Origin of the sequence: Halococcus saccharolyticus DSM 5350 (assembly GCF_000336915.1) — an archaeon.
Taxonomy (GTDB): Archaea; Halobacteriota; Halobacteria; order Halobacteriales; family Halococcaceae; genus Halococcus; species Halococcus saccharolyticus.
Window position 1 is genome coordinate 35,482 of sequence record NZ_AOMD01000028.1, and the last position, 19,895, is coordinate 55,376.

Consider the following 19,895-nt stretch of genomic DNA (forward strand, 5'->3'; position numbering starts at 1 on the left):
CTGCGTGTCGCTGGATCATACGCGGAAGTTCCCGGGCGCGCAATTAGGCCGTTCGATCAGTCGGCGCTCTCGCCGGGCTCCCGGCCCCACGTCGCTCGTCGCCCGCCGAGGGTGTAGAGCCAGAGCAAGCCGAGCCCAAGCCCGTAACACAGCATGATCGGCACGCCGAGGATGAACATCATGAACACGCCGCGCGGCGAGACGTAGGCGGTGATCGCGAACACGCCGACGGTGACCTCACGCCACCGGTTGCGCATTCCGCGGTAGGGGATCAGACCACCGCGATGGAATAGCACCATCGTCACCGGGACGAGCGCGAGCAACCCGATTCCGGCGGTGGTGAAGAAGACCAGCCAGCCCGCCGCCGAGATGCGGTAGGACACCACCATCCCCGCGCCGATGGCGTCGGCAGCAAGCCACGAGATCACCGCGGGCGCGATCGTGGTGTAGCCGACGGCGACCCCGCCGATGAGACTGACGAACAGCGCGCCGGCCCAGACGATGAGCACGCGCCGGTCGCCGGCCGTGATCCCGCGCTCGCGCAGTGCCGGCCACGCGTAGTAGAGTAGGAGCGGCAGGACCGCGAGCGCCGCGAACAGCGTACTCAGCTTGATCGCGAAGACGAGCCCCTCGGTCGGATGGAGTTCGACGATCCCCACCTGTTCGGGGCGAACGGTTGCGGGCAGCCGGCCGAGGAAGTCCGCGCGGATCTGGTCGATCCCGGGAGCCGACTGCCCGGGGAGGTTCCCGAGGAACCAGAGGAAGGTCCCGGCGAGCACCGACATGAATATCGCGAGCAGCAAGAACGCCCGCGACCGGAGGCTGTCGAGCACAAAGGCGATGTCGTAGTAGTAGCCGCCGACGTCCTCCTCGGTGGTCTCCTCGGTCGTGAACGCGTCCACGACGCCCGTCGTGCGGCTCAGAAGCGGGTTCGCATCGTCCGCTGCGGCGTCGGGTGCCGAACCAGGTTCACCTGGATGTTCGGCTTCGTCGAGGGCAGTGTCGGACCCCTCCTCCGTCTCCGCGGCCGCCGCTTCCGCGGCTGCTTCCGCCTCGTCGAACCGATCAAGGATCGCCCGAGCCTTCTCGGGTTCGCCGTCGCTCGTCGCCATACTGGCCTGGGCGACCGCCTCCTGTTCGCTCAGGTCGTGAAACGCTTCGGTCGGGGCGGCCCGGACGCCTGCGGCGTCGAGAGGTTCGAGATCGATCGCGGTCGGATCGCCGGCTCGGCCGGTCTCCGCTGCGGCGGCGCTGGCGGAGCGGTAGAGCGCGTACGCGAACGAGAGCACGAGAACGGCGACGAACACCGCCCCCGCGACGACGGCGATCGCGAAGTCGCGCGGGAGGCCGAGCAGCGGGCCGATGTACTTAAACACCGGCTCGCTCGGCGAGAGGTAGGGGATCGCCGGCACCACGGTTTGATTCAAGAACCCGCCGACGCCGGCGACGATCAGGGCGGCGACCGCACCCGCCATGATCGTCGGTACCGCCAGAATCGCCCGCCAGCGCTCGCGGAGCACCCGTCCCGCGTCGATCGCGCTGCCGCCGCGCTGGAGTGTCACCACGACCTTGGTGAGACCGAGACTGAGCGCGTAGAGTGCAATGATCGGCACGGCCCAGAGCACCTGCGTAAAGGGGTCGGGTGGCGAGAACAGCGCACCGAAGGCGAACGCACCGATGATGGCGTACTTCCACTTCTCACGCCACGTCTCGTAGGGGACGATGCCGGTGAGCGAGAGGCCGGTCATCGCGAGCGGAAGCTGGGCGGCGAGCCCGAACGAAAGCATGAGCAGGAAAACGAACTGTGCCCAGAGCGTGATCGAGTAGGTTGGCTGGAAGCCGGCCCTGACCGAAAGCTCTGCGAGGAACGAGAACATCAACGGGAAGAACACGAAGTAACCGTAGGCGACGCCACCGAGAAAGAGCAGGGCGGCGATCAGCCCGATGGCAGCCACTTTCCAGCGCGACCCGATGGTGATCCAGTAGCCGCGCTCGCGGAGTGCCTCGCGCGAGTAGTAGAGCAGGGCGGGGAGTGCAACGATCCCGCCGACCGCGAGTGCGATCTTCGCCTGCAACAGCGGCACTTCGAACGGGGTGGTGCCGATGACCGAGGTCTCCTCGGCGACATCAGCCGGAAGTTGCGCGAAGAGATCCGTCTGCAGGCGATCCCAGACGTAGAGCCAGAGTGCGTAAAACGAGCCGAGAAACCCGATCAGAAAGACGATCGCGACCTTCTGGAGATGGGTCTGGGCGGCCGACAGCATCGCTCCAAGCGTCTCCCGGCCACGCGCGACCGATCGGCGGACATCGTCGTCGACGGCTCCCGACATTCGTTGCTTCGGTGAGCGTAACCGATACCTCGTTATCAATCTTGTCTACCAGTGCTCGCGTGCTCCCGGCCGCCGAGAAGAAAGTTTACAACGCTCACCGGCAAACGCACCGCCAGATGGCCGAGACGACGGAGACGGGCGGGACCACCGCAGACGAGCCCGCCGGCACCGCGCCGCTCGACGACAGCGAGATGCCGCTCGCCGATCACATCGAGGAGATGGTCAAACGCCTCGGGATCGTGATCGTGGCGATGGGCGTCGTGAGCGGCATCGTCTTTCCGTTTGCCGACGAGCTCATCAATTTTATCTGGTACGCCTTCCTCCCTGGTTCACCCACGGCCTGCCCGGTCGCGGCTGACCAGGCGAGTGCAGCCTGTCCGTACGTGTACGACCCGCTCGCGCTCGTCCTCGCCCGGCTGAAGGCGGCATCGCTCGCGGGCTTCGTGGTCGCGCTGCCACTTTTCGTATATCAAACCTATCGGTTCATGCGCCCCGGTCTCTACCACAAAGAGCGTCGGTACTATCTCGCGGCAGTCCCCACGAGTCTCGTTTTTGCCATGATCGGGGTCGCGTTCGCCTTCTTCCTCGTCCTCCCGGTGATGTTCAACTACTTCCTTGGCTACTCGAAGCCCGTCGCAGAGATCGCGTTCGGGCTCGGTGATACGTTCGGGCTGATGACGCTGCTGATGGGGTTTTTCGCGCTGGTCTTCCAGATCCCGCTGTTCGTGATGCTCGCGATCATGATGGGGATCACGACGCGGGCGTGGCTCACGAGCCGGCGGCTCTACTTCTGGGGCGGGTTTGCTGGAGTTGCGTTCCTGTTCAGCCCCGACCCGACCGGAATGGCCCCCATCATCGTCGCCGCGACGATGATCGGGCTGTTCGAGGGCACGCTCCTTCTGCTCAGATGGACCGGACGCGGCTGATCGATCGCTGAGGGCGCAGCCGAGTGAAAGGGACCAGGACGGTTTCAGAGCCGATTGAGGATCACGTCGGCATCGTGGGCGAGCGAGAGTTCGCGCGAGCGGCCGCGGCCTTCGACACTGGTGTAGCTGGCATCGACGAGGTCCAACTGATCGAGCTTGTTGACCAGTTCGGAGTAGCGGGTGTAGCCGAGGTCGGTTTCGTCGTGAAACGCCTCGTACACCGTGCCGGCGCGCTCGCCGTCGTGATCGGCGATCACCCGCAGGAGCTCGCGTTCGGGATCGGTGAGTTCGCCCAGCCGCCGCGAGAGGTGGACGTGTTTCGCCTTCTCGTAGGCCGACTCGACGTCCTCGATTTCGACGGTGCGACTTCCACGGGCCTCGGCGTGGAGCCCCGCACGCCGGAGGAGATCGATCCCCACCCGGAGGTCGCCGGTCTCGGCGGTCAGCTCGGCCACCAGATCGAGCGGTCGCGGGCCGAGTACGTCGTTACGGAAGCCGCGATCGACGCGCTCGCGGAGGATGTCAACGATCTCGCTCTCGTCGTACGCCGGGAAGTACACCTCCTCGGGGCGGAACACCGACTGGACGCGGTTGTCGAGATCGGCGATCACGTCGAGATCGAGATCGGAGGAGACCAGAATGACGCCGACCTTCGCGCCCGCGTGGGTCTCGTGGGCGCGCAAGAGCGAGTAGAGAGTTTCGGAGGCCTCGCCCTCGTAGAAGAGGTAGTTCACGTCGTCGAGACACACGACTAGAACCTCGCCCTCGTCGGTGAGGTGATCGGTGATCTGCTCGAACAGGCTCTTGAACGAGATGCCGCTTGCGGGCGGTTCGTACTCAAAGATCGCCTCGAATAGCCGCGAGAACACCGCATACCGCGTCGAATCGACCTGGCAGTTCACTCGCACCGCTCGGACCCCACGCCGTGCGTCGAGTTCGCCGAACAGCTTCTGGACGGCGGTGGTTTTGCCGGTGCCGGGCGGCCCGCGAACCATCGCGTTCAGCGGGCGCGAGCCCCGGACGGCGGGCCGGAGCGCGTACTGGAGCCCGTCGAGCTGGTCGTCGCGGTGGTGGAACGTCTCCGGGAGGTAATCCACCTCGAAGACCCCCTCGTCCCGGAAGACCGACTCGTCCCACGAGAGCATGTCGCCGTCGTCGGCCATCACTTTCACCTCGCTCCCCGCCGGCTTCAAGCCTTCGGCGACCCGTGCCGCCAAGGTTTTGTTGCATCACGGGGTTGCGCGCCACAAATTGGATCATGACCACTAGCATACGGCGGGATGCTATAGTTCCTCCGCGACTATTTCACCAGACTGGGCAAGAATGATTTTTGATCAGGAATTCACTATTTAGTGGTGAAACTACAGGATCACAGATAGTCAATCAGCGCTGCGATATAGTTTTATTGATGATACAAAACCTATTATTATGAAAAGCATTCCGACGCCAGCAAACAGGAGTGGCGCATTCGTGGTCTGGTTTTTCAGAAATGCGTTATCTGGTTCGTCAGGATCGATATAGGCAGTAACCGTGTCACCGGTTTCGTAACCATCTATTACGGATCGGGCCTCCGACCTTGTGTCGTAATCTGGAGACGTCTCTGCTGGAAATACGTTAGTTCCCGTATACGATGTTCCCTCGTAGTTATAGGTGAACCGAACCGTCGGTTTGTGATCAGCACCGAGACTACTGCCGGGTGAACTGGCTTCGACAACACCTGTTTCGGTGATCTCAGCGTTAACCTCAACCGAGTTTGCAACCGTGTCGGACTGTTGAATGTAATCGTACGCACCAAACCCGGTAGCCGCGAGGCCAATGACCAGCAGTATTACAGCACCACGAAGTGTATCCAGTCCGTCAATAGGCAAATTAAATCCATCAGACATTTTTGGCACCGCTTTTGTAAGTGAAATTGAAACTATGCGCGCATCGAGATCGTGACCGTTGGACTGTATTGAGAACAGGCATACTAAAAGAATAGGAACTGTATCCACAAACACCGTATGGGTGGTTTTCTCCAATCATGTCAAATGATCTCGGGAGCAAATGGATAGCTCCAAACGTCACCAGTCGTCGCCTTGTAGGTCGCATACAGAGAAAAAAGCAAATCAGCCACGACCAGGCCAAATATCATGAATCCTGCAATCACGCTCACAAGGTCCGACCCGACGACGAAGAAGACTACGAGAAGCATGAAGAGTACACCAAGAAAGAACAACTGCCAATTCAACGCGCATCGCGCGTTCGCCTTTGAAAAATCGGCCGTCGATAGGATATACATGGGAATGGCTGCGAATACACCGAAGACCAACCCAAGGAGGTGAACAATGACCCCCACTATCGTTCGTTCTCGTCTATTCTGATGGTTCATAATAGCTGAGTTAATTCAGTTCTGGAAGGCAAATAAGATTTTCTAAGACGCAACGAGTCAGAGGGTTCCCCCGACGTCTTCCTGCACGCAGAGGTACCGACCAGCAAACTCCCATCCGTTCTGTTCATAAGCGCTATCAGGCGCTACGTCAAGACAAACTTCGACTGAGGCACTGACCTCAAGCCCGGCTGGGTTGAGCGATGGCGCGAACCGGAAGCAGCCATCGACTCGCAGCGGAATGGCTTTAAGTTTCCCACGGATGTCTGCACAAATTTCAGCGTTAGAGTAACTAATTCCGGCACCGAGAAGCGTTAGGCAGGTGTTATCGAAGCAAATCCCACCGGAGATAGAAACCTCGGTGAAGCCGAAAGTCGCATCGATCGTCAGGACGATGTCGGTCCCGCCGATGACTGGAATCCTGTACGGAATCGTTGCGACATAGAACCTTGCGCTTGGGCTCGCAATAGCTTGTGGAGTGGGAGCCGGATCAGTGGATGGTGAGCCGGAGGTTACGTCGGTTTCGGTGTAGTTGACCGCAGAGTTTGTGGAAGTGATGTCGGTATCAAACTCTGACGGGTCGACAAGCGGTTCTTGCGACTCCTCAGCCGCTGCATTGCCAGTCATTCCCGTTGCTCCGAACGCTCCTACGCCTCCTGCCGCGCCGAGCGATTTGACGAAGCGTCGTCGATTGACCGAGTTTGTGCCCTCGTTCGCATCACCGAATTCGTCCGTCGGGGGTTGCTTGGACATCGCATTTCAGACCATACCCGAGACTATTTTTACATTAATGCATGAGCAAACAACAATCCGATGAGCACCTATCCAGAGGATTGGCAACTACCAACTCAGTGGGCGAATGTTCACCCAGTGGACACCTGCCTAGCAGGTAAGGTGAAACCGACAACACCTGTAGCCTGCCGCAATGTCACTCATTGATCGCCTTCGCCAGCCCGAATACACCGGCGAAAACCGTTGTACCCCCTGTACAACGGTCAACATCGCTATCGCTGCCGGGGCAAGCGTACTTGCCGCCGTTGCCTCGACCGTCCTCGGGGCCGGGGTATTCACGCTCTCGCTCGGTACCATCTACCTCCGTGGGTATCTCGTCCCGGGTACGCCCACGCTCACGAAACGCTATTTCCCTGAACGCGTCCTCGGGAGGTTCGAGAAAGACTCTACGACACCAGTGGCCGACGAGACCGTTGAAATCGACCCCGAGGGGGTACTCCTCGACGCCCACGCGGTCGAACCCTGCGGAGAGAGCACCGACCTTTGTCTCACTGCCGACTTTCAGCAAGCGTGGCGCGAAAGCATCCACACGGCCCGCACACACGATCTTGGCGAGGATCATCTCGCGGACATGCTTGATATCTCGACCACGGACGACCAGATCACGGTCGATCAACACGGCGAGGCGTTCGTTGTCCGCACCGATGATGCCGTCGTCGGGCAATGGAGTTCACAGGCTGCGGCCGTCGCCGACGTCGCCGCCGCGACCGAACTCAACGAACGCCTTTCCCGCTGGCAGAACCTCGCCCCTGCCGAGATCGCGCGCGTGCTGATGAGCCTCCGTATCTTCATCGAACAGTGTCCCGACTGCGACGGTCCCGTGCAGGTGGAACAGGACGCCATCGAGTCGTGTTGTCGGTCGTATGATGTGATTATCTCAGCCTGTCAGGACTGTGACTGTCGCCTGTTCGAAATGGAATGGGACGATACCGACGCGGACGACGGACAAGAACAACCGAATCAGTCCACTCAAGCAACCGCATAAACAGGCAGAGGACTAATTTGCTGGTTCAGTATCGGGTGCTCCGAGCGAAGTGTCCGTCTCGTGCGGCTGTATCGATTGATCTCTGTAGGCCTCATACACTCCCTCACCCCACTTGATGGCCGTCGCACTGGTTGATTCGACCACCGCTTGTATTCGACCGACTTCATTGTAGCCCACAAGCGCGAGTTGCTCGTCCGAAACGAATAGTCCATAGGACAAACTCCCTTCGTACACCCAAATATCGACATGAGTAGGTGGATCTATCTCAGCCACATCAGCGCTATCGCTGCCATACTGCTGGCGGAGTGTATCAAATGCATCCGATGAGAGAACGTATTCGTACTCAGGAACACTTCCATCGTCCGTATCCACGCGACAAGAGAGTTCGATCGATAACGAGGAGACGACTGGCAGGAATCCTCGGACACGATCAGTTCCTCCAAAGCTGTTGAACAACCGATTTATCAGGGACATCGGCTGACCCGAATCAGGAGTTATCACGAGCGCGTCAGATAATTGACTGATATCGATCTTCGGAGGCGTGTTTACTGCTTCGAGAAACGGTGCCAGACGCTTGATCGTATCGGCGGCCTCACTCGCCGACACGAATTCCTCACGAAGAAGACTTCCGACCGTGGTTGTCGTGTATCCAGAACAAGTATCTTCGATCCAACCCCGTTCTTCCAGTACAGAGAGGTTACGCTGGACGGTGGAACGTGGGCTATTCAATCTCTCCATCAAATCACGAACATCCATCTGTGCGTCATCGAGGACATCGAGTATACGAAGCCGTTGCGGTGAGTTGCAGAGGCATTCAATTGCATCACAACGTTCGGTCATGTATATTAATAATAACTATATCTGCCTTAAAATTACGTTGTGGGAGTTAATCACACTATTTCAACGTGTCTTTCTGTTACAGGACAGGTGGGATAAGCGTAAATCTCGAATTGTTGACTGTAATTAGCAGGTGAGTACCTGGATTCGAACAAGAACCATGAGTGGAGGCCGATGAAGATCACTCGAACTTCTCCAGCAAGCGTTCGTAGAACGACTCTACATCGCCCGCGGCCTCGCCGTCTCGGGTGGCGAGCTTCTCGACGATGAGTTCGGGCGTCGATCGCGCGAGCACGCCCTTCTTCGGCGAGCGCTCGACCACGAGTTCGCCCCCCTCCAGCCCGACCGCCTCGATGCCGTCGACAGGAATATCGAAGCCGGCGGCCTCGCGGATCTCGCCGGCGAGATGCGAGACGAACACCGCCGTGGTCTCGCCGCCCGCGAGTTCTTCGAGGATGCCAGCGATGATTCGGGCCGACGCACCTGGTTCGGTGATGCTTTCGAGCTCGTCGACCAGCACGAGCCGCCGGCCCGTTCCGGAGACGAGGCCGGCGAACTCCCGGAGTGTGGACTCGAACGCGCCCGCGTCGAGAGTGCCCTGGCTCTTCTCCTGATAGTGCAGCGAGTCGTAGCGCTCGACGCGGGCTCGCTCGGCGGGGACGGGCAGCCCCATGTGCGCGAGCACCGTAACGAGCGCGAGGAGATCGAGGGTCGAGGTCTTCCCGCCACTGTTGACCCCCGAGAGCAGCGTCGGGCCCGCGACTCCGTAGTCGATCGGCTCGACCGCGTCGAAGGAGACGTCGAGCAGTGGCGAGCGGCCGGCCTCGATCGCGACCCCGCTGCCGCCGAGTTCGGGCAGCGTGCAGTCGAACTCGCGAGCGAAGCGCGCGACGGCGAGTTCGACGTCGCGTTCGAGCGCCGCGTGGACGAGTTCCTCACAGTCCTCCCGCAAGTCGGCGAGATCCGCCGCGAGGTCGCGTTTCAGCCGCGTCGCTCGACGGTCGCGCGCGGCGGTGAGCTCCTCGCGGAGCCGGCTCACGACCGCCTCGTCGTGCTCCACGGGAAAGGTGGGCTCCTCGGGGAACGCCTGCGCGGCGATTTCTGCCTCGCCAGCGTCGAGCGCAAGCGCGTCGACGAGGTGTTCGCGCGCGGCCTCGATCGCGGCGGCGTGTTCGTCTTCGAGCTCGCGCGAGAGCAGCGAGTCCACCCCCGCGCCCTGCTCGACGAGCGAGAGCAGGTCCGATCCTTCGATGGTGACGTCGCGCTCCTCGATCGCCTCACGGAGTCGGTCGTTCGCCACGCTTTCACCCGTCGAGACCGCCGCGTCGAGATCGTCGACCGCCTGGCGCAGCCGCGCGAGTTCGTCGTCGGGTACCACGCTTCCCTCGTCGTCGAGCCGGGAAAGCGCGTCGTCGAGCACCGCGAGATCGCAGGGGGTATCGAGGTCGGCGGCCCGTGCGACCGCGGCGGCCGCCCGGAGCCGATCGCGGTTTTCGGCGAAAAAGGCGAGCAGCCGCTCGGGAACCACCATTGCGGGTTTTTCGAGCGCGTCGGGTTCGACTCGGACGTCACCCGCGATGTCGATCCCGGCGAAGGACTCGTCGAGTACAATAACTGTCGAGTAGCCCGTCGCGAGATCCGCGAGACCGCGGGCGTCCTCGACGATCTCGACCGAGATTTCGGGGTAGGCGGCCTCGGCCGCGGCGTGGCGCTCGGCGTCGGCGGTGGCGAGACACCGCTCGCGGACCCGAATTCCAGTGGGCGATTCGAGCGGTTCGACCCCGGAGAGTGCGTCGAGCACCTCGGGATCGGGATCGTGTTCCATCGCCTGCGTGGCCCACTCGCGGACCTCCTCGATCCGAGACGTGCTGGCCGCGGGATAGAGGGTTTCGAGCCGCTTGGCGGCGTAGTCGGTGACCGCGCGGTCCTGGAGGAGGGCAAGCGCGTCGCGGTAGATCTCGCGGGCGCGATCGGTCGCGAGGAACTCCCCGGCATCGTCGTGTTCGGCCTTGATTGCCGCCCGTGCGATGGTCGCGGCACGCCCCGGCGTGACGCCGGGAGCCTCGGCGAGCGCCGCCACGTCGCCCGCCGCGAGCGCGCGTTCGGGCTCGTCGAGCGCCGCGAGGCGTTCGGCGGTTTTCGGGCCGACACCGGGGATGGATTCGAACTCCATCGCCTGCGTCAAGCCCCGCCGGGGAGAAAAACCATCCGGGGAGCGATCGGTACGCAGCCGGTCGCCGCCGAACGCAACGCGCTTTTGCCCCACGATCCCGAATCGGAACCATGAACGTCGAGGCGAAAGCAGCCGCCGTCCGCGAGGATCTCGCCGAACGCGATGGGGTCTTGATCGCGTTTTCCGGTGGTGTGGATTCGAGCGTGGTCGCGGCGCTCGCCCACGACGCGCTCGGTGAGGACGCCGTGGCCTGCACCGCCAAAAGCGAAACGCTGCCGGCGGCCGAACTCGACGACGCGAAACGGGTCACGGAGGAGATCGGCGTTCGCCACGAGATCGTGGAGTTCTCGGAGCTCAGTAGTGATGAGTTCGTCGCGAACGACGGCGACCGGTGCTATCACTGCCGCACGATGCGGCTCTCGGCGATGTTCGACGCCGCGCGGGAGTTGGGAATCACGACGGTCTGTGACGGGACGAACGCCTCCGATCCCGGCGAAGGCCACCGGCCAGGTCTCCGCGCGGTCGAGGAACTGAACGCCTACTCCCCACTATTGGAACACGACATCACGAAGGAGGAGGTGCGAGAAATCGCCCGCGAGTACGGGCTCTCGGTCGCGGACAAACCTTCGATGGCGTGTCTCTCCTCGCGGATTCCCACGGGCCTGAACGTCACCGAGGAGCGCCTCTCGCGGGTCGAGAAGGCCGAAACCCTCCTTCGGACGTGGGGGTTCGAGCAGTTCCGAGTGCGCGATCACGACGGTCTCGCGCGTATCGAGGTCGCGCCCGAGGAGCTGGAGCGCGCGCTCGATGCCGACTTCGTTCGAGCAGCCCGCGAGCATCTCACCGACATCGGTTTCGAGCACGTCACACTCGATCTCCACGGCTACCGCACCGGGAGCGTCAGCCCGGAAGACGATGCGGCGGCCGAGACTGCGGATGGGGCAGGAAGCGACGCGTCGGGGCCCGTTTCGGGCGATCTCGATCTCGGTGCGGAGTACCCGACCGCCGAGGATTGAGGCCGTCGCGGGTTCGACACGACCTCACTCACGGTAGCTCGTGTCGTTCTCTCGGACGATCGCGAATCCCTCGTCAGGATCGCCCCGGAGTTCGTTCACTGCACAGTTTTTCTGTGACTCGCCGGCGATCGATTCCACGTAGTCGATCCCTTTGAGACGAGCGAGCAGCGCGTAGAGCGGTCCGCCGTGAGTGACGATCAAGACCGTTTCGTCCTCCGTATCGGCGACGAGACGATCGAACGCGGCGAGTACGCGCTCGCGGCAGTCGAGCAGGCTCTCGCCGCGCTCGGGGACGGCTTCGAGCGCCGCGATGCCGGACTCGGTGACCGCGAACTCGGGATAGGTCTCGAACAGCGCCTCGTAGGAAAGCCCCTGGTACACCCCGAAATCGCGCTCGCGCCACGCCCGATGGAACGTCGGCTCGACATCGACGCCAGCTTCGTGGACGAGCACCGCTGTCTCACGGGTCCGCCGGAGGTCGGAGGCGACGAAACGGTCGACGTCGTACGTTGCGGCGAGATGGTCGCCGACGAGCGTGGCTTGCTCGCGTCCCCGTTCGGAGAGCGGAACGGGTGCCCAGCCCTGGACTCGTCGGGCCGCGTTCCACGGGGTCTCACCGTGGCGGACGAGGAGAACGGTCATGACCGTGTTTGGATGGCCGCTCGAATGAGCGTTGGTATCCCGACCCCGAGCGAGGAGTGGAAACTGGTTTTTCGGTTTCCCATGGGTCGTGTTGACACTCGAATGCGTGAGAGACCGTATCGTGGAGTATATATCCGGTGACGTGGAATCGAAGGCGTATGCCTGAATGCCAGAACTGTGGTGCGTTCGTGACGGCGGCGTACGCCCGGGTTTTCACGCCGAGCGAAGTCGAGGACCCACGGGTGTGCCCGCAGTGTGAGGACAAGATCCGCGACGGCGCGGAAGTCAGGCAGGCGCGGTCGACGCGGCGCGGCTAGTTCTCGGCGTCGGCGACGATTTCTCGGACGGACTCGAAGACTTCCTCAGCACGTGCTTCGTCGCGCGCCTCGGCAGTGATCCGCACGAGCGGTTGGGTCCCGCTCGCCCGCACCAGAAACCACGCGTCCCCGAGGTCGGCGCGGACGCCGTCGAGCGTTCGGACGTCGTCGTACTCCGCGATCACCCGCTCCTCGACGCGCTCCATCACGCCACCCTTGTCGGCGGTCTCGACGTTCGCACGCCGGATCGGGTAGGTTTCGATCTCGGTAGCACGCTCGGCCAGCGGACGCTCGGCGGCGAGCGCCGCGAGGCGACAGGCTGCGAGCGGACCGTCGGGACAGAGGGTCTGAGCGGGCCAGATCCACGCGCCGCTCGGTTCGCCGCCGAACACCACGTCCGCCTCGGTCGCGCGCTCGGCCACGAACACGTCGCCGACTTTCGTGTGGGTGACCGTCGCTCCGAGCGGCGCGAGCGCATCGTCGACCGCGAGACTCGTGTCGACAGGAACTGCAACACGCGGTTCGGCGATATCGCTCCGCGCGACCGCCTCGCGCGCAAAGAGTGCAAGCAGGACGTCCCCGGAGAGGAACTCGCCCGCACCGGTGGCCGCCCGCAGCCGATCGGCGTCGCCGTCGTGGGCGATCCCGAGGTCGGCGTCCGTCGTTTCGACCAGTCTTCGAAGCGACTCGCAGTTCTCGGCGGTCGGCTCGGAGGGCCGGCCCGGGAACCCACCATCAGGCTGGGCGTTGAGCGTCTCGACTGCACAGCCGAGGGCCTGGAGCGCGTCGACGGTGACGCCGCCGGCTCCGTTGCCGAGGTCGACCGCGACTGAGAGCGGGTCGTCGATCTCGACTGCTTCCACGAGCGACTCGACGTGGCGCTCGGCGGCGTCGGTCGGGGTGCGGTCGCCGAGACCGTCCCACGCCTGGAGATCGGTCTCGTCCTCACGGACGCGCCGGGCGATCGTCTTGCGGGCGGCCTCGTCGAACGCCTGGCCGCTCGGCTGCCAGAGCTTGATCCCGTTGTCCGGTGCGGGGTTGTGCGACGCCGTGACCGAGATGCCGGCGTCGGCGTCGTGCCAGCCGACCGCGCGCGCCACCGTGGGAGTGGCTGCAAGCCCCAGATCGAATACATCAGTGCCGGATTCGCGGAGGCCGGCGGTCAGCGCGTCGGTGAGGAGCCGCCCGCTCTCGCGCGGGTCGCGACCGACCACGGCGCTGTCGGCGTCGATCCCGACCGCACGGCCGACGGCAAGCGCGAGGTCGGCCGTCACCGTCTCACCGACTGGCCCACGGATGCCGCTGGTGCCGAACATGGGCGTGGTCTGGGAGCGTGCGGGTCAAGACAGTACTGGTGTTCGGTAGGGCGGTCCGTACGCGTCGTCACTCAATCTTGCCGTCGTACCGTATCCCCAATAAAGTCAGTTACAACAGTTTCCTCAGATTCCGAAAAACACTTACAATAGTAATGGTACCGTGATAGCAGATGACAATGGATCAAAAAAGCCCCGATCGTCGTAACCTGTTGAAAATTCTCGGTAGCGTGGCCGGAGTGGGGGGACTTGCCGGCTGCCTCGGTGACAGTGGTAATAGCAGCGGCGGCAGTGGTGGTGGCAACGATAGTGGAGGCGGTGGCGGTGGTGGCAACGGTAGCGGCGGCAGCAGCGGGAACAACAGCGGTAGTGGCAACGGTAGCGACGGTAGTGGTGGCGGCGGGGAGACCGGAATGGTGATGCTCACCTCGACTTCGACCACCTCGGCCTACGCGATGAGCCAGGGCATCGCCGCAACCGTCAATCAGAACAACAACACGGTAAATGTCGACGCACGTCCAAGTGAAGGGACGAACGCGAACGTCGGCCAACTGCAGCGCCAGGCCGCCCAGATCGTCTACATCCAGAACTGGACAGCGAACAAGCTCCGGGAGGGCCAGGACCCCTTCTCGGACCTATCGTTCACCCCGAATCAGGTCCACCACCTCTACGATCTCGGCTGGTTTCTCTGTACCGGCAATCAGGGCTGGGAGACAGTCGCCGACATAGAGAGCGGCAGCCGGGTTTCGCCGACGCCTCGCGGGTCGGGGACCTCAGAGATGCTCCAGCAGGCGCTCGGTTACGCCACTGAGGATTACGAGCGTGTCAGTATCGACTACGGAAGTCAGGGCAGCGCGATGAGCGCGGGTCGGCTTGATGTCGGAGCCGGAACGTTCGTCAACTTCTCCGTCGAGCCAGGCTGGTTACAGGAGATGAAGGGAACTGTCGACCTCCGACTACTCGATTTCCCCGACAACGTCGCCTCGAAGCTCCGTCAGGACCCCGCAATCAACGTGACCGATATCGACACGAGCCAGTTCGATGGGTTCGCGTACGCGCCCGACCAACTGACGACGCCGTCGCTGTCGTACAACTTCATCGCGCGTAACGATTTCAGCTACGACGCGGTGTACAGCTATCTGGAGACGCTTCACGCCAACCGAGAAGGGTTGGAGGAGTACAACGCGCTGCTCGGCCCGCTAGCCGACGAACAGCAGTTCCTCGCCAACCCCTATGACATGCCGTTCCACCCAGCAGCGGCGGATTTCTACGAGGAGATCGGCATCTGGAACGACGACCTGACCAGAGGAGAAGAGTAACCAAATGAGCACACTGGCGGACGCGGACGGTATCGGAACCGCGATCGGCGATGCTGTCAACCGCTGGACCGATGAGCGGACGACCGGCGAGCTCACACTCCGTGCCGTTATCGGGCTGTTCGCCGTCACGTTGAGTCTCTATACGTTCTACTTCGCCTACTCGCTCGTGTTCGTCCGAGTTCGTCACTCGAACATCTTTCTGGGGGTTGGGCTCGCCATCTTCTTTCTCTACGAGGCACAGAAGCACCTGTACGGCACCGCCGACGTAGCGGCCTACCGTGACCGCAAGACCGCGCCGGAGGGGTCAGTACTCTCCCGCGTGCGTTCGCAGTTGGGACGGTTCGACGGGCTGGTGATGATCATCGAGGCAGCCGGTGCGCTCCTCGGGGCGTGGTACGTCGAATCGAACTTCGACCGGCTGTTGAACGATGCAGTCATCGTGGGCTACACCCAGCAGGACTACCTCATGGGGCTGCTCATCATCGTTGTCGTCACCGACGCAACCCGGCGGGCGTACGGATGGGCAATCACGTCAGTCGTACTCTTCACCATCGCCTACGCGCTGGCCGGACCGTGGCTACCGGGTTTTCTCGGCCACACGGGGATGACGTGGCAGAACGTCGCCCGCTATGGAGCCATCGGGCTGTCGGGAACCTACGGGTTCATCCTCGGCATCGGAACGACGTGGGTCGCCGTGTTCATCATCTTCGCCGGAATGGCGAAGACCTACGGTGCGCTCGAATACATCCTGAACGGCGGGCAACGGCTCGGAAACTACCTTCGAACCGGTGTCGTACAGGTGGCGGTCATCGCTAGCATGGCGATGGGATCGATCACCGGGTCGGCCGCTGCGAACACTGCAACCACCGGTAGTTTCACGATTCCGATGATGCAGGATCAGGGGGTTCGCGACGACTTTGCGGCGGCAATCGAGAGCGTTGCCTCCTCGGGTGGGCAGATGATGCCGCCCGTAATGGGTGTTGCCGCATTCATCATGGCCGACATCCTCGGCGTCTCTTACGTCGAAATCATCCGCGCAGCCCTCATTCCGGCACTGTTGTTCTACTTCAGTGTCGGTATCGGGGTCCAGTTCGTCGTGCTACGCTTCGGTTGGACAGCCGAGCAATCCGCCTCGGGAACGCTCGTCTCGTCGCTGTTCAGCCGCGATTCGCTCGTCGCCATCGGGTACGTCGCCCTCGTCGCGGTGGCCTTTGCGGTGCTCGACTCGGTCATCGGGCTGTCCGCGCTGTTCGCAGGGCTCGGCGCGCTCGGCGTCGTCGTTTTGGTTCGGCTGCTGCAGGCTTTGATCGCACAGGGCGACCCAACGGCGGCCCGCGCGGAGTTCGCGGTCGCAGCCGAGGGTTTCTTCGAAGGACCACATTTCCTCGTCCCGATGGCGGTGTTGGTCTACACCTTGGTCGTGATGCGGTTAACGCCGTTGTCAGCCGGACTATATACCGCGGTCACGCTGGTTGCGACCATCGTTGTCCGGTGTTTCGTCGTCGATTCGCTGCTCCGAGCACCGGTCACGGCGACGGTACAGACAGTCAAAGGTCTCCGTTCGGGCGCAATCGAGATGGCTCCGCTGGTCGGCGTTCTCGCCGCGATGGGTATCATCATCAGTATGCTCACCCAGACTGGCCTCTCCTCGAAAATCTCCATCCGGATGGTGGGGCTGGCTGGCGGCGTGTTCATCGCCGTGCTCCTGATGGCGATGTTCCTCAGTATCCTGTTCGGATTGGGGATGCCGACGCCCGCGGCATACATCCTCGTGGTCATCCTCGTCGCGCCCGGTATCATCGAGGTCGGTGTCCCCGAACTCACGGCTCACCTGTTCGTGTTCTACTTCGCAATGCTGTCGGCCATCACCCCGCCGGTCGCGGTGGCGGTGGCGGTCGGCTCGCGTATCGCGGACGCGAATTTCATTCAAACCGGGATTCAGGCCCTTCGCATCGGCGTTTCGGGCTTCTTCATCCCGTTCGCGTTCATTTCGAACGCGAGCCTCATCTATTGGACCTTTCCCGGAACGCTCGTACACACCACTATCGTTTTCGTCGGTGTTGTGGGATTGATCGCTTCGACGACGGCCTATGACGGTAAAAACGTTCTCAGCGCCGTGCCACGGTTCGTCTACTTCGGCCTCGCCCTCATCGCACTGTACGCACCAATGACCATCGTCCAAGCCATGGCGGCGATGCTCATCGGTGTCGGTCTCGTGTTCGCTCAAATGGACCAGTTACCAGCGACGGTCACACCAGTAAAGGAACGCTGAGCGGTCGGTCGTCACGGAATCCTCGCCAGCGCCGAACAGCGCGAGCGTGGGCTTGAGACCCGCGAACCACTCGTCGTCGAGGTCGGCGATGGCCGCACGACGCGTCGCGAGATCGATCTCGTGGGGATCTCCAGTGTTTCTCAAGGACGTGACGGTAGTAGGTGAACGTTCGTGCATCGGTATCGATGCGCATCGGTGTCTCGGCAGTCGGCATGATAGTCCTCAGTACACCCGCGACTATACCAGCTTCGTGCCCCTCGGATCGTGATTCGAGGGTGGCTGGATCGGTGTATTCACGACCATCGGGCCGGGACAGCGAGTCAGTCGCCAGTCTCGACGCGGGGATCGAACAGCGTGTAGTAGCTCTCCCGAGCGGCGTTCGTGACCGCGATCACCCCCGCCGGGAGCAACACGACCGCGAAGACGAGTCCGGGATGTCTGCTCGCGGCGGCATCGATGGTGAGGGACCCGAAACCGGGAGTGCGGCTGATCCACTCGATCACGTACAGTCCGACCAACACCAACCCCAGCATCTCGGACGTGAGCACCGTGGTCAGCCGTGCCGCCGAGTGGGCGAACACGTGACGGCAGAGCCGGAGCCGACCCAGTCCCTTCGCGCGGGCGACTTTGAGGAACGGCTCCTCGGCGTACCCTTCGAGGTCGGTGCCCGCCGCCCGGAGCTGGATGGCCAGCAGGTACAGCCCCATAGTGAGCGCCGGCCAGAGGAGCGCCTGGAGGTTCTGGGGATCGAAGGGCCCGAGCGCTGGGTTGTAGCCCAACTGCGTGATGGACTCCGTCGCGCCGAAGACGAACAGCGGGAGATAGCGCTCGATCAGGTACGCGACGAGAAACACCGGCACGGCGATGGCGGCCGCACCAGCCACCCCTGCCCACCGGTCGAGCGTCCCGCGTTCGCTGACGACCGCCAGCAACTGCAGCAGCGTGCCCGCGGCGACGGCAAAGGCGAGCGCCGGCCCGAGGTAGAGCAGCGTTACCGCCGCTGCGTCGAGGACGACGGACGTCGCAGAGACGGCCTCGCCACGAATCGGGACCGTTCCGAGGTCAAGCGTGAGCAAGCGGCCGAGCCAGTCGACGTACTGAGCGAGGAGGGGCTCGGCGGCCGCCACGAACCGGGGCTGGGCGTACGAGCCACCGAGCAGCCGGGGTGGGTATCCGCTGGTGACGTTTGGATTGCGCACGAACGAGAGGGCGAGGAACGAGCCGGTGAACACCAACCAGAGCGACAGTATCGACTGGAGAAGCCGCCGGGCAACCGCGAGGAGGGTGACCTGTCGACTCGATAGCTCCGTGCGCCCGAACATCAGGGAATCCGTCACGTTCGGAAGCTATTAGTCGTTCCCTTTTCGAGAGAGATAGAGACACACATGCAGGACGATTCCCACTCGACCTCCAGTATGCGCTTCGATGCGGTCGACTGGGAGAGCTTCGATGCCGAGGGAACCGCTCCGACCGTCCCCCGGTGGCTCGTCGGCGGTACGCTCGCGTTCGTCGGTGGATTCGGCTACGACTCCCTTTCGGCGACGGGGCTGCCCGTCGACCTGACTGGGCTCGACTGGCTGTTGGTCGCGGGGCTGTTCGGCTTTGGCTCGTTCGTGCTCGCGATCTCGCTGTACAGACCCCGGCAGCTGCGCCACTACTGGGAACAGTTCCGAACCGACCGGCTCGCCGTCGCCTGTTTGGGCGTTCTCACCGTGTTCTTCCTCGTCGGACTGTTCGGGCCGTTCGTCGTCGCCGAGCCGAAACTCCATACCCTCGTCTCCTCACAGCCGCCCGTCTGGGGAAGCATCGACGCCGAGTTCGTTCCCACCTGTGCCGGCCCGGTCGTCGACGGCCGCTGTCAGGGAACGTGGCGGTTCCCGCTCGGGACGATGGCCATCAGCGGCAGGGACATGGTCGGCATGCTCGTGTTGGGGACGCGGACGAGCCTGAGCGTCGTGCTCGGCGCGGCGACGATCATCGTCCCGACCGGTGTCGGCGTCGGGGTCGTCGCCGCGACGGTCGGCGGTCGCACGAGGGATGCGCTGCTCTGGCTAGCCGAGCAGCTTCAGACGTTCCCCGGCATCCTCGCGTACCTGCTGTTGTTCTACTGGGTGGTCGAGGGCCGGCTCAGCCTCCTCATTGCGGTGTTCGGGCTGGCTGGCTGGGGAGGGCTCGCACGGCTCGTTCACGACGAGGTTCGCCTCCGTCGGAACGAACAGTACGCACGGGCGGCCGAACTCGGGGGCGTCGGCTCTCGACGGCTGCTGGGTCGTCACCTGCTCCCGAACGTCGCCCCTGCGATCGTGTCGAACGTCGCCCTCCAAGTGCCGCTGTTCGTGCTCATCGAGGCCAGCGTATCGTTCATCAGGCTTCCCGTCATGACCGGGTCCGCGACGCTTGGCGACCCGACGCAGATATCGTGGGGGCAGCTGATATACCGATCACTGTTCACCGCCGGGCTCCCTGCGGCGTGGTGGCTCGCGGGACTCCCGCTGCTGTTCCTGTTCCTGACGGTCTTTTGCTTCAACGTCGTCGGCGACGCGTTCGTTGACGCCCTCGAACCACGCGGCTGACCGCTCGCAGGAGCCTGCCCGCGAGAGACGAC

General features: G+C 63.1%; 18 protein-coding genes. 7 read left to right on the plus strand and 11 right to left on the minus strand.

What is annotated here, in order from left to right; all coding sequences use genetic code 11:
- Positions 1-56: 56 nt before the first annotated feature.
- The gene (locus C449_RS12795) at positions 57-2,330 is read right to left on the minus strand and encodes a twin-arginine translocase subunit TatC (protein ID WP_006078447.1); all 2,274 of its coding nucleotides are present in this window, start codon (positions 2,328-2,330) and stop codon (positions 57-59) included.
- Positions 2,331-2,446: 116 nt separating this feature from the next.
- Between C449_RS12795 and tatC the strand changes: the two genes are divergently transcribed.
- A complete protein-coding gene (tatC, locus tag C449_RS12800; protein ID WP_049914179.1) occupies positions 2,447-3,256 on the plus strand; it encodes a twin-arginine translocase subunit TatC in 810 nt (269 codons plus the stop codon).
- A 44-nt stretch (positions 3,257-3,300) separates the two neighbouring features.
- Here tatC and C449_RS12805 read toward each other — a convergent pair whose 3' ends face one another.
- From C449_RS12805 to C449_RS12815, 4 genes are all read right to left on the minus strand, one after another.
- Complete coding sequence (locus tag C449_RS12805; RefSeq protein WP_006078449.1) at positions 3,301-4,419, minus strand: ORC1-type DNA replication protein; 1,119 nt, start codon at positions 4,417-4,419, stop codon at positions 3,301-3,303.
- Between the two features lie 216 nt (positions 4,420-4,635).
- Positions 4,636-5,142 carry a DUF3592 domain-containing protein gene (locus tag C449_RS17535; RefSeq protein ID WP_080504930.1) on the minus strand — a complete coding sequence of 169 codons (507 nt, stop codon included), beginning with the start codon at positions 5,140-5,142 and terminating at the stop codon, positions 4,636-4,638.
- A 140-nt stretch (positions 5,143-5,282) separates the two neighbouring features.
- Positions 5,283-5,627, minus strand: coding sequence for a DUF4870 domain-containing protein (locus C449_RS12810; protein ID WP_080504931.1), 345 nt, complete (start codon positions 5,625-5,627; stop codon positions 5,283-5,285).
- Positions 5,628-5,684: 57 nt separating this feature from the next.
- Entirely contained in the window at positions 5,685-6,377 is a 693-nt protein-coding gene (locus C449_RS12815; protein WP_152415717.1) for a twin-arginine translocation signal domain-containing protein, read from the minus strand.
- Between the two features lie 172 nt (positions 6,378-6,549).
- On the opposite strand from C449_RS12815, the gene C449_RS12820 reads away from it, so the two are divergent.
- The gene (locus C449_RS12820) at positions 6,550-7,401 is read left to right on the plus strand and encodes a hypothetical protein (protein WP_006078453.1); all 852 of its coding nucleotides are present in this window, start codon (positions 6,550-6,552) and stop codon (positions 7,399-7,401) included.
- A 12-nt stretch (positions 7,402-7,413) separates the two neighbouring features.
- Here the strand turns inward: C449_RS12820 and C449_RS17540 are convergent, their stop codons facing one another.
- Together C449_RS17540 and C449_RS12825 are read right to left on the minus strand one after the other, a co-directional pair.
- On the minus strand, positions 7,414-8,241 hold the full coding sequence (locus C449_RS17540) for a helix-turn-helix transcriptional regulator (RefSeq protein ID WP_080504932.1): 828 nt from the start codon (positions 8,239-8,241) through the stop codon (positions 7,414-7,416).
- Between the two features lie 178 nt (positions 8,242-8,419).
- The gene (locus C449_RS12825) at positions 8,420-10,411 is read right to left on the minus strand and encodes a helix-hairpin-helix domain-containing protein (RefSeq protein ID WP_006078455.1); all 1,992 of its coding nucleotides are present in this window, start codon (positions 10,409-10,411) and stop codon (positions 8,420-8,422) included.
- Between the two features lie 110 nt (positions 10,412-10,521).
- Here C449_RS12825 and larE point away from each other — a divergent pair, with 110 nt between their 5' ends.
- Positions 10,522-11,427 (plus strand): ATP-dependent sacrificial sulfur transferase LarE, encoded by a 906-nt coding sequence (gene larE / locus C449_RS12830; protein ID WP_006078456.1) that lies wholly within the window; start codon positions 10,522-10,524, stop codon positions 11,425-11,427.
- Between the two features lie 24 nt (positions 11,428-11,451).
- Here the strand turns inward: larE and C449_RS12835 are convergent, their stop codons facing one another.
- Complete coding sequence (locus C449_RS12835; RefSeq protein ID WP_006078457.1) at positions 11,452-12,069, minus strand: histidine phosphatase family protein; 618 nt, start codon at positions 12,067-12,069, stop codon at positions 11,452-11,454.
- Positions 12,070-12,227: 158 nt separating this feature from the next.
- On the opposite strand from C449_RS12835, the gene C449_RS18360 reads away from it, so the two are divergent.
- Complete coding sequence (locus C449_RS18360; RefSeq protein WP_006078458.1) at positions 12,228-12,386, plus strand: DUF7563 family protein; 159 nt, start codon at positions 12,228-12,230, stop codon at positions 12,384-12,386.
- Here C449_RS18360 and glmM read toward each other — a convergent pair.
- Entirely contained in the window at positions 12,383-13,702 is a 1,320-nt protein-coding gene (glmM, locus tag C449_RS12840) for a phosphoglucosamine mutase (RefSeq protein WP_006078459.1), read from the minus strand. The genes C449_RS18360 and glmM overlap by 4 nt on opposite strands.
- A gap of 170 nt (positions 13,703-13,872) precedes the next feature.
- Here glmM and C449_RS12845 point away from each other — a divergent pair, with 170 nt between their 5' ends.
- Complete coding sequence (locus tag C449_RS12845) at positions 13,873-15,018, plus strand: TAXI family TRAP transporter solute-binding subunit (RefSeq protein ID WP_241430119.1); 1,146 nt, start codon at positions 13,873-13,875, stop codon at positions 15,016-15,018.
- Between the two features lie 4 nt (positions 15,019-15,022).
- Complete coding sequence (locus C449_RS12850) at positions 15,023-17,290, plus strand: TRAP transporter permease (RefSeq protein ID WP_006078461.1); 2,268 nt, start codon at positions 15,023-15,025, stop codon at positions 17,288-17,290.
- Here the strand turns inward: C449_RS12850 and C449_RS12855 are convergent.
- Positions 17,255-17,467: a hypothetical protein gene (locus C449_RS12855; protein ID WP_006078462.1), complete on the minus strand. Its 213-nt coding sequence runs from the start codon at positions 17,465-17,467 to the stop codon at positions 17,255-17,257. The genes C449_RS12850 and C449_RS12855 overlap by 36 nt on opposite strands.
- 143 nt (positions 17,468-17,610) lie before the next feature.
- Positions 17,611-18,612, minus strand: coding sequence for an ABC transporter permease subunit (locus C449_RS12860; RefSeq protein ID WP_006078463.1), 1,002 nt, complete (start codon positions 18,610-18,612; stop codon positions 17,611-17,613).
- Between the two features lie 63 nt (positions 18,613-18,675).
- Here C449_RS12860 and C449_RS12865 point away from each other — a divergent pair, with 63 nt between their 5' ends.
- Complete coding sequence (locus tag C449_RS12865; RefSeq protein WP_006078464.1) at positions 18,676-19,863, plus strand: ABC transporter permease; 1,188 nt, start codon at positions 18,676-18,678, stop codon at positions 19,861-19,863.
- Positions 19,864-19,895: the final 32 nt, after the last annotated feature.